Annotated in this window: 9 protein-coding genes; all 9 read left to right on the plus strand. The window is 46.5% G+C overall.

Going from position 1 to position 10,180, the window contains the following annotated elements; all coding sequences use genetic code 11:
• Nucleotides 1-16 precede the first annotated feature (16 nt).
• Nucleotides 17-1,186 (plus strand): MBL fold metallo-hydrolase, encoded by a 1,170-nt coding sequence (locus D0S45_10175; protein TIH15936.1) that lies wholly within the window; start codon nt 17-19, stop codon nt 1,184-1,186.
• 77 nt (nt 1,187-1,263) lie between these two features.
• Nucleotides 1,264-3,090 (plus strand): GTP-binding protein, encoded by a 1,827-nt coding sequence (locus D0S45_10180; protein ID TIH15937.1) that lies wholly within the window; start codon nt 1,264-1,266, stop codon nt 3,088-3,090.
• Entirely contained in the window at nt 3,087-3,677 is a 591-nt protein-coding gene (locus D0S45_10185) for a MotA/TolQ/ExbB proton channel family protein (protein ID TIH15938.1), read from the plus strand. Before D0S45_10180 ends, D0S45_10185 begins: the two co-directional genes overlap by 4 nt.
• An 11-nt stretch (nt 3,678-3,688) precedes the next feature.
• Nucleotides 3,689-4,123, plus strand: coding sequence for a biopolymer transporter ExbD (locus D0S45_10190; GenBank protein ID TIH15939.1), 435 nt, complete (start codon nt 3,689-3,691; stop codon nt 4,121-4,123).
• Entirely contained in the window at nt 4,120-4,647 is a 528-nt protein-coding gene (locus D0S45_10195; GenBank protein ID TIH15940.1) for a hypothetical protein, read from the plus strand. Before D0S45_10190 ends, D0S45_10195 begins: the two co-directional genes overlap by 4 nt.
• 344 nt (nt 4,648-4,991) lie before the next feature.
• On the plus strand, nt 4,992-5,297 hold the full coding sequence (locus D0S45_10200; protein ID TIH15941.1) for a hypothetical protein: 306 nt from the start codon (nt 4,992-4,994) through the stop codon (nt 5,295-5,297).
• 305 nt (nt 5,298-5,602) lie between these two features.
• Nucleotides 5,603-7,531 carry a glycosyltransferase family 2 protein gene (locus tag D0S45_10205; GenBank protein ID TIH15942.1) on the plus strand — a complete coding sequence of 643 codons (1,929 nt, stop codon included), beginning with the start codon at nt 5,603-5,605 and terminating at the stop codon, nt 7,529-7,531.
• A gap of 148 nt (nt 7,532-7,679) precedes the next feature.
• Nucleotides 7,680-8,723, plus strand: a complete 1,044-nt coding sequence (locus D0S45_10210; GenBank protein ID TIH15943.1) for a polysaccharide biosynthesis protein — start codon at nt 7,680-7,682, stop codon at nt 8,721-8,723.
• 50 nt (nt 8,724-8,773) lie between these two features.
• Nucleotides 8,774-9,958, plus strand: coding sequence for an NAD-dependent epimerase/dehydratase family protein (locus tag D0S45_10215; GenBank protein TIH15944.1), 1,185 nt, complete (start codon nt 8,774-8,776; stop codon nt 9,956-9,958).
• Nucleotides 9,959-10,180 lie beyond the last annotated feature (222 nt).

Here is a 10,180-nt window from a genome sequence, read left to right on the forward strand (position 1 = left end):
AACAAGGAGTTAAATTATGAGTAGTAATAAAAAAAGTATAAGTAGACGTGACTTTGTCAAAGGTGCGGCCACCGGTGTCGTAGCCGGTGCCATGGCTGGAATGGGGCTGTATTCATACACTCCCATGGCTTACAGCAACCTAACCAAACCCGAGCGTAAACAGCATGATTTCGGTGTCTGCCGCAGCGTACGCGTAACCAATATCTCTGAAACAAGCTGGTTCAATAATGCCCACCTCATCGGTGATATCCACGAAGCCGGGGGACTGCTGGTTAACCAGTACACCCTGAACTGGGCTCCTTTTGCCAACGGTAAAGGTTCCGCACAGGGTTCATACGAAGAGGGCATCAGCAGCATCAAGGACCTGCTGCCCCACGATCTGGAAAAAGCTTGGGAAATCCAGAAAAAACTGGCCCTGCACCCGGATAATCCCGGCGGTTATTCCTGCCTTATCGAAGTGGAAGAACTGGACGGCACCAGACATAAATATCTGCTGGATACCGGATGGTCATACGAATGGATGAATGACAGCTTCAAACGTGAAGGCATTGATAAAATGCTGCGTGATCAGGAAATCGAAGCTCTGTTCATTTCACATGAACACTGGGACCATTTCTGGGGTCTCCCTGTTACCCTGAAATATGACAATCGTATCCCTCTGTACCTGCATGACGGTTTCTACGAAGAAGGAATCCAGTATGTTAAGGACTGCGGCTACAAGGGTGACCTGAAAATCGCAGACAAAGCCATCACTGAGATCATTCCCGGCATGGCACTGCTTAAGTTTGATGTCCCCATCATCAACCGCGTCTTTGGTGAAACCTCTCTGGCTTTCAACGTCAAGGACCATGGTCTGGTGCTTATCTCCGGCTGCTGCCATCAGGGAATCCTGAAATTTGCCGACTTTGCACACAACAACCTTAAATATGAAAAAGATAAGTTTTACGGCATTTACGGTGGGCTGCACATTTCGCCCTTTGATGACTGGGACCCCAAATACGACGACCTCGTAATCTCTCTTGGAGAATGGGGCTTTGAGCGTATCGGCTGCAACCACTGCACCGGGCACCTCACCGCCAAAAAATTCATCGAGGCAGGTTATCCTGTTGTGCGCGGAACGGCGCGTTTCCGCTCAGCATCCAAGGACTATCTCGGCAACGGCGACAAAATCAATTTCGGCTGTTAAAGCCCCCACCACTCCTATGGAAGCTGTCCTGACCTTTTCATGAAATGGTCAGGGCAGCCCTACAAGGTAAATCAACCATGAACCTTTCCTCAATATTACCTCCCGGACGAAACAGGAACCACCTGATCAACATGCCGGAAATTCTGGTCAACTGCATGCTGGCTGCCTGCCAGCATGATGAATTCAAAAAAATGATTGGCTGGAAAGGCATCGCGGTCTGCCCCAAGGGCAAAAAAGCATGGACCATGATAATAAGTGCAAGGCCGGGAGTCTTCGGGTTTTGTGCTGATAAGGAAACCCAAAGAGAATCGGGTTGCCGTGCATTGCTTGCCCTTTATTATTTCCCCGAAAAAGATGAAGAGCTGCTGGAGTCTATGTCTCTTGCCGCCAATATTTCAGCCATTCAGGACGACTATATTGAATCCGTCCGCCACTTTTCATCTGATGAGAAGTGGGCGGCTCCGTTTCGTATCGCAGCGGTTGATGCCGAACTTGATACGGACAAAAATAATTTTTCCCTGAAATTTTCCGCCGACCAGTACAAAATATCTATCTGCCGTGACGGTGTGGCGACCGAGGACGGCCAGTGGATCATTGCTCCCGGAGAGATGGAAGAAAAGATTCCGGCTCATGCTATTGCCACGGATTTCCTGCTTGTACTGGGAGCAGCAATATCCAACAGTCTTGAAATTCCTCCCTGTAGATTTGAGAGGATCGAAACTCCGGGCAAAGTCTTGGGCTACGATGCCATGGGAAACAAATTTCCTAGCAACCACAAAACCACTACCCTCACTGACGCATTGGATTGGAGAGAACGCGAGGCATTACCCAGTCTTGCGTTCTCCCATTCCTCTACCTCTACAGCATCAGGGAATGCCGAAGACAGAGACCATTTACCGGCCCCCTTGGACAAAGCTCTTTTCTGGGAAACCCACGACCTTGCCGCCATTGGAAACAAAGGCGACCATGATTACGCTTTTGATGACCGGCCCGCATTAATCATGATCAGCGGTTTTCTGGGGGCAGGAAAGACAACCTTCCTGAACCAGCTGCTGGAATACCATGCCGCACGCAAAGAACTGGTAGCCATTATCCAGAATGAAATCGGCCAGACCGGGGTAGACGGCAAGCTGCTCGAAGGGGATGATTCCATCATCGAACTAGACGAAGGCTGCATCTGCTGTAGTCTGGCTGGCAGCCTCACCAAGGGAATCAGACAATTGAAAGCCCGCTTCAAACCCAAGGTTATTGTCCTTGAGGCAACCGGGGTCGCCAATCCTTTCAATGTCCTCAATGAGATAGAAACCATCCGTTCACTTGTCCGCCTTGAGTCCGTGACCACACTGGTCGATGCCGAAAACGGACCGCAACTCTTTAAAGAAAGCGACATCGCCCGGAATCAGGTCAAGGCTGCCGACACCATAATTCTTAATAAGTGCGACCTTGTCTCCCGGAAAGAACAAGAAGCTCTGACAGAGCACCTGCGCACCCTCAACAGCCGGGCTTTGCTGGTCAACACCGAGTTCGGCGAAATCAACCCCGGAACAATTTATGAAAACGATCCGCGGAAGCAACAATCCAGAGAGGATTTCTTTCCCCCGCAGGAACGCCCCGGGCATACTCACGACATGGAAGGATTCACCTCCCGTCGTTTTGCCTTTAACGAATCTCTGCCCCGCAAAAAACTCCAGCAGTTAATGGATACACTGCCTGAAAATGTTTTCCGGCTTAAAGGAATCGTAAAAATTGCTGAAAATAATGACCCGCTGGTCGTGCAATACGTATGCGGAAGATATGAATTTTCCAGCCTTGGCGGGGAGTTTAATGATGAAAGCTTTCTCGTAGCTATTGGCAGGGATATGGATCTTTCAGAATTGGAAAAACTTGAAGGAGTTTATTCATGAATATTTTGCAGCAGGGTGGTTTCATAATGTGGCCGCTGCTTATTCTTTCCATTGGTTCATTAGCGATCATGGCGGAACGATTTGTGGCCTTTTCCACCAACAGATTCCCAAAGGGTAAGCGGTTAAATGAAATCCTAAGCATGGTCCGCCAGAAAAAAGCGGATGAGGTTTTACAGACTGTGGATGAATCCTGCCCTGTCTATCTACATATATTCAAAGCCTTTCTCAGCGAACTGCCGTCTGCTGAGAAAAAACAGGAAATTCAACTGGCCGGGGATGAGGCCCTATATTCCCTCAGCCGCCGCCTTGATTTTCTGGCTACAGTGGCTACTGCCGCTCCGCTCATAGGTCTGCTGGGTACAGTCCTTGGCATGATTAAGGCGTTTTCCAAGCTTTCAGCTTCAGGCAATGTGGATATAACCATGCTGGCCGGAGGTATATGGCAGGCCCTGCTGACCACTGCGGCGGGACTGAGCGTAGCTATCCCGGCCCTTATCGCCCACCGCTGGTTCTGCCGTCTGCACGAAAAAGAAGCCTTTGCCATGCAGCATACAGCCAATCTGATTTATAACACCCGGCAGGACTAACAGGTTCCGTCATGATTTCATTTACCCGCCAAAAAATTCAGCCCGCCGGACCGGACCTGACTCCTCTGCTGGATGTTGTTTTTATTCTTTTGATCTTTTTCGTAGTCTCCACTGTTTATACGGCAAAAGGCATGAAAATGGACCTGCCCTCGGCAGAGACAGCCAAACCTGTTGCCGGAAAATCACTGGAAATAGAATTGCGGGAGGACGGTAAGATCTTGTGTGACATGCAGCCGGTCACTTTTCACGCCCTGAGCCATGAACTGCACCTACTGGCGGGCAAACCGGCAGCCATGCAGCCGGAGCATATCCTGTTCAAATCAGCACCGCAGGCGCGAGTTGAAGATTTTGTCCGTATTGTCGATCTGGTTCGCAAAGAAGAATGCGGCAATCTGGTCATCGCCACCATGAACAGCAAGGAAGACAAGATTAAGGAATCCCGATGAGCTCGCGCCAACTTCTCGATTGCTGCATAGCCACTTCCATCTTAATTCACCTCTGCCTGATTCAGTTTGACTGGACTCCCGAACCGGCCATGTGCGGAGAGATGATAACTCTTCCCATTGACTTTGATATTCCAGCGGCTTCTTCCACTGATTCCATGGTCCTTGAACAGGGGGCTACAAGAAATTCCGATAAAAATAATGCGGAAGAACGTGCGCGCAGGTTGGAACGATTGGCAAAAAAACGGTATCTGAAACAGATCCGAGAGGCTGTTGAACAGCGCAAATTCCTTACGGAAAAGGCTGACCTTTCCGGACTTATCGGGAATGTGCAGTATTTCTTCCACATCCGTCCCGATGATACTTTTTCGGAAATACGGCTTGTCCGTTCCTCAGGCAGTCAACATATGGACAAAGCCGCAGGCCGGGCCATCGCCGCAGCAAGTGGAGTGGTCAAACGCCCCCGCATCCTTCAGGGTCAGTCATTCACCTTAAAAATCACCGTTAAATATCAACGCAATATGTAAGTATAGATATTGCGCGACATACAAAGCACAGACTGTCAGTTTTATTTTTTACACTGAGTACAACTCCAAACAGGAGAAGCCTCACAATGTGCTAACACACTGTGAGGCTTTACTTTTCCATGGAGCCAACGATCGGAATTGAACCGACGGCCTGCTGGTTACGAATTGTCTGGCGGGAGATCAAAATTTCAGCCGGAAATGCCCGTAATTCCTTGATTCATGCACCCTCCCCCTATTTCAGCCCATTTCCAAAACTGCCGAAAACCACCTAAAACTACCGAGTTTTGTACGCAGATTTGCGGACACTTTGCGGACACTTTGCGGACAGATCATCTGATAGACTAGTGATTTTTCCAAACACTAAAATTAAGTGTATTTACTCCTTGTGGAGACAATTTCATCATTGCCCTGAAAAGCTGGAAGCTACCCGCGCTCAGCTGGTCCAAGAAATCAAGTCTGGCCTAAGCAATGACGACAAGCAATTCCTGCTCTCCGTCAAAAAAGGAAATCCTGAATGGGAACTTCTGGGAATCTCTCACGCCGCACAACTTCCTGCCGTGCTTTGGAAACTGCATAATATAGAGAAATTGCGGAAGAACGAGAAGAAGCATGCTGAGGCTGTTCGGAAGCTTGAGGAGTGTTTGGGATAAGGCCCCATTTCCTCTTGTGAAGTGCCCTATAGATGACGGACAGTCTCTGAGAGGTTAAGGTCAGCCCGCCCCGTCAGGCAGTCATTCGTGGTCTGGACATCGTCAATGAATTTTGATCTATTGTGTTTGCGTTTGGACATCCAGACTCCACCAAATGGGTGAAATTGTTTTGGTTGTTATCTGGATGAAAGTGTAAATAAAAACGAAAGACGCCAGCCGTGATGTTGTGTCAGGCGGGCTGATCGCTCAGATTAGGTATAATAAATAATTTTGTAGCTTAAAATTATTTTAAGAAAGGAAACACAGTGAAAATGACAAATAAGACAACTCCGGTTTCGTACATATTGACCTGTCCTCCCGGAACCTATCTTCCAGAACCGCGTATCAGAACAACACTGGACAGGATTGGAAATAAACGCCTGACAATTTCTGCTGCCGGCCTTCCTGAACGAACTGTTTTAATGCTACAAAAACTTGCTGAAGAGACAAACCGCTTAAACCTTTGTCTTGCCTCCGAACTGTCATCATCCGCACTCGTTCTGGAAAAAGCCCTGCAAAAAGTGCTAACCCGGCACTCTGCAGGACTGACAATTATTTTTGACGGAAGACTGGAACTTTCCGAAGAAGCCATCCCTTCTGCCATCGCGGATTTAAAAAACAACCCCGAATACGGTCTTGCCGTTGTCGGTGAGACTTTCAACAATCCCCCGTCAGCAAGTTCCTTTGTTCTGGATATACTGCAAAATCCTTTTTACCCACTTCTGACAGTTTTACGAAATGACCTGCTTCAACCGCATGCAACAGTTCTCCACGAAGATTTATTTTTCTTCGCTCTGCCGGAACTGCTGCTCAGACTCTCTTTGCAGGCAAAAATCAAATATCTGCCCCCTGCGCACATCCCAAAAATTCCGGCCAGTTCAAAGACTTTTCAGAAAAAGAATGAACAGCGCATCATGGACGAAGAAAACAAAATTCTCGAAAAGTATCAGAAACTTTTTTTTGAACGGGAATTTACGATTCTTCCAGTCAAAGAACTCACCGATATTTATCAATACCATATTGCACAGACAATAGAGATCTTTAAAAAACTGCAAAGTGGAGTTCTGGAATCTGTTGAAGATTATGACCGCCATGTTTTCCAATACTGCCTGCTTGCGCTTTTCTCAGGAGAGACAGAAAGTGCCCGCCAGATGATGGAAACAAGTTTCAGCGTCGTGAGCGAGCGCCCGGCTCTGATGAGACTGTATAAGCAAATAGCCCTTAATTTTCCCTTGAAAGATCACTCCATTTCCGGCCCGGAAAAGGTAAGTGTAATTATTCCCCTGTTCAATCAGGGCCAATACCTTGAAGAGGCCGTGACCTCTGTCATCAGGCAGACATGGACAAACTGGGAACTCATTATCATCAATGACGGTTCAACAGACAACTCCTACAAGGTAGCCGAAAAGCTTGTAAAAGAACTGGATGACAGCCGAATCAAACTCGTCACCCAGAAAAACAGGGGCAAAGGCGGCACCCGCAACAGAGGCATAAAGGAAAGTGACGGAGAATTTGTGGTCACCCTTGACTCGGATGACATGATCACTCCCGACTATTTTGCCGAGAGCATCAGCCTCATGGAAAAGAACCCACGTGTCGCATGGATTACCCCTAAAACACTTGTTTTCGGTGAGGACAACCATGTTGCATGGAGCGATGAATACAACTTTGCAAGATCAATTATGATATCTCCGTCTCCAAGCTCTTCCATGCTTCGGCGTTGTGCCCTGGAACAGCTAGGACGATATCGTGAAGACCTAACCAATAGGGAAGATGCGGAAATATGGATAAGTCTGGCTGAAAACGGCTGGACTTCTGTTGCTACGGACAGCCCTCTTTTTCTATACCGGCACGCCTGCCGGAGACCAGGATTAAGCGACATCTCAAACCTTTCCAGTAAAGAAGAAATTACTTCTCTTCATCCATGGTGGTTCCGCTTAGACCTAAGTCGTGAGATACGGGCAGAAGCTTTTAAAACCTTCGCTGTTTACCGTTTCCCCGACTGGTTTTTAAACTGGGACAACATCAATAAGGTTATCCCTATATTCAATGATCAGGAAAAATTCCTGGCAGCAATGCAAGAAATAAAGGATTCATATCCGCCAATCAACAAACCATGCAGATGGAACAACGGCAATGATGACTGCTATCTTGATATACGCGAAGCTCTTTACGGGGTAAAATCGCAAAAATAAAGCAAAGACAAAATTATCCAGAATGACATTTTACACAATATCCAATTAATCATTCTGAAATGATACGTACAGCACAACACTGCAATCTGATAGACTTTGCATCAGGCTATAGATATCCCCATATACAACATATTACAGGAAACATTATATGACTCACTCATACTTTGAAAATAAAATTGCTCTTGTTACCGGGGCATGTGGAACAATCGGATCAGAACTCATAAACCAATTACTGAATGTATATAATGTCAAAGAACTGATTGGACTGGACAACAATGAGTCTGAACTTTTCTTCATGGAACAGCAATACATAGATTATCCAAATGCCAACTTCTTTCTTACAGATGTCAGGGATAAAGATGCATTAGCCCAAAAATGCCTTGGCGCAGATATATTGTTTCATGCGGCTGCGTATAAACATGTTGTTCTTTGTGAAAGATCCCCTTTCGAGGCAGTGCAGACAAACATCCTGGGAGTCAAGAATATCATTGATGCAGCAAGTGAATGCAACGTTGAAAAAGTAATTTTTACAAGCTCAGATAAAGCCGTCAACCCGACCAATGTTATGGGAACCTCCAAATTAATGGGTGAACGGCTCATTACCGCGGCCAACAGCTCCACGCGCAAAGGTCCTATATTTGCTTCAACACGCTTTGGTAATGTTTTAGGGTCCAGAGGCTCGGTTATCCCCATCTTTCGGGAACAGATAAAAAAAGGCGAAAAAGTAACCTTAACCGACCCGGACATGACACGCTTCATCATGAGCATCAACCAGGCAACCAAGCAGGTTATCGATTCAGTTGAATATGCAAAAGGCGGCGAAGTTTTTGTCACCAAAATGCCGATTATCCGCATCTACGATCTTGCAAAGGTAATGTTAGAAGAGCTCGCACCGCGCTATGGTAACAACCCAGACAACATTGAAATAGATATTATCGGCTCAAAGCCCGGCGAAAAACTTTATGAAGAACTCATGAACATTGAAGAGACCCGCAGAACACTTGAACTGAAAAATTATTTCGCAATTCTCCCGGCCTTCAGAGATCTTTATAAAAACATTTCCTATGAATATTCTGGTATAATGTCCTCAACTGTCACACGACCATATAATTCAGCAAACGAAACGGCCTTAACACGCTCTGAGCTGAAAGATTTTCTCTTGAACTACGATCTGCTTGAAGAGCCCGAATAAATCAGAATCCGACCAAACCTTAAAGACTGAGCAAAAAAGGAAGCAAAACCATGAACGCATTAATCCTTGGCGGAGACGGCTATTTAGGCTGGCCGACTGCAATGTATCTGTCTAAGCGCGGACATCAGGTAACTGTTGTCGACAACTACATGCGTCGCAACGCATGCACAGAACTCGACGTAGGCATGCTCTACCCTCTTCCCACTTTACAGGAGCGGGCAAAAATATGGAACGAAAAAACAGGACTTGAGATCAAAGTCGTCATAGCAGACCTTACTTGTCCGGAGATGATGCGCTCATTATTCAGCGGCACCGTAAAATACGACTGGGCCGTAGATCACTCATACAGCGGAGCACCCGACTCTGTTTTTCATTATGCAGAGCAACCATCTGCACCGTACTCTCTACTGAACTACAAATATGCAAACAAAACTGTTTCCAACAACCTTCTGGTAACAAACAACCTAATGTTTGCCCTGCGCGATTTAAGTCCGGAAACACATGTTGTTCACATAGGAACCATGGGAGAATACGGCACCCCGAACATCGACATCGAGGAAGGATGGCTTGAGATAGAACACAAAGGGCGTAAAGATAAATTTCTCTTCCCGCGGCAAGCTTCTTCGCTTTACCACACAACTAAAATCATGGACACAGATCTCATGTGGTTCTGCGTACGCATGTGGGGCTTAAAAATTACTGATCTGATGCAGGGCCCTGTCTACGGGCTTGAAACAGAAGAGTCGGCTATTGACGAACGTTTAAGTACCATTTTCAATTATGACGAGATTTTTGGTACTGTGATAAACAGATTCGTTGTTCAGGCTGTTACGGGATATCCGTTAACAGTTTATGGAAAAGGCGGACAGACCAGAGGCTATTTAAACATCAAAGACACATTGCAATGTGTTGAAAAAGTAGCTCTTTCTCCGGCCAAAGCAGGAGAACTGAGAATTTACAATCAGGTAATGGAACTATTTTCCGTAAACGAAATTGCAGCGCAGGTTCAGCGGGTAGGAACTGCACTTGGTTACGATGTTGAAATTCAACAACTCGAAAACCCGAGAAAAGAAGCAGAGGATCACTACTACAACCCAACCTATCAAGGACTGCTTGAAATAGGAGTCACCCCCCATTATCTTACTGACGAAGTAATTACCTCAATGTTTAATTTAGTCGCCAAACACAAAAAGAACATACGCAATGATGTAATATTCAAGGGAGTAAAATGGTAAGCGCCCGCCATTGCCTTACGGGCATCCCCAGACACCACAAACATAAAGGCTGAGCATGCATGCTCAGCCTTTATTTGTAGTGGTTCATACTTGATCTGACAGTCCGCCTTTCTGATGGGACCGAAATTGTCAGTTTAGTTTAAACTTTGGACCTTGTCGTTCCAGAGTTCTCTTCCATCCAGCATAGTTGCCATTGGTGTTCTACCGCAACACATTTTTCCC

This window comes from Marinifilum sp. JC120, from assembly GCA_004923195.1.
GTDB lineage: Bacteria > Desulfobacterota > Desulfovibrionia > Desulfovibrionales > Desulfovibrionaceae > Maridesulfovibrio.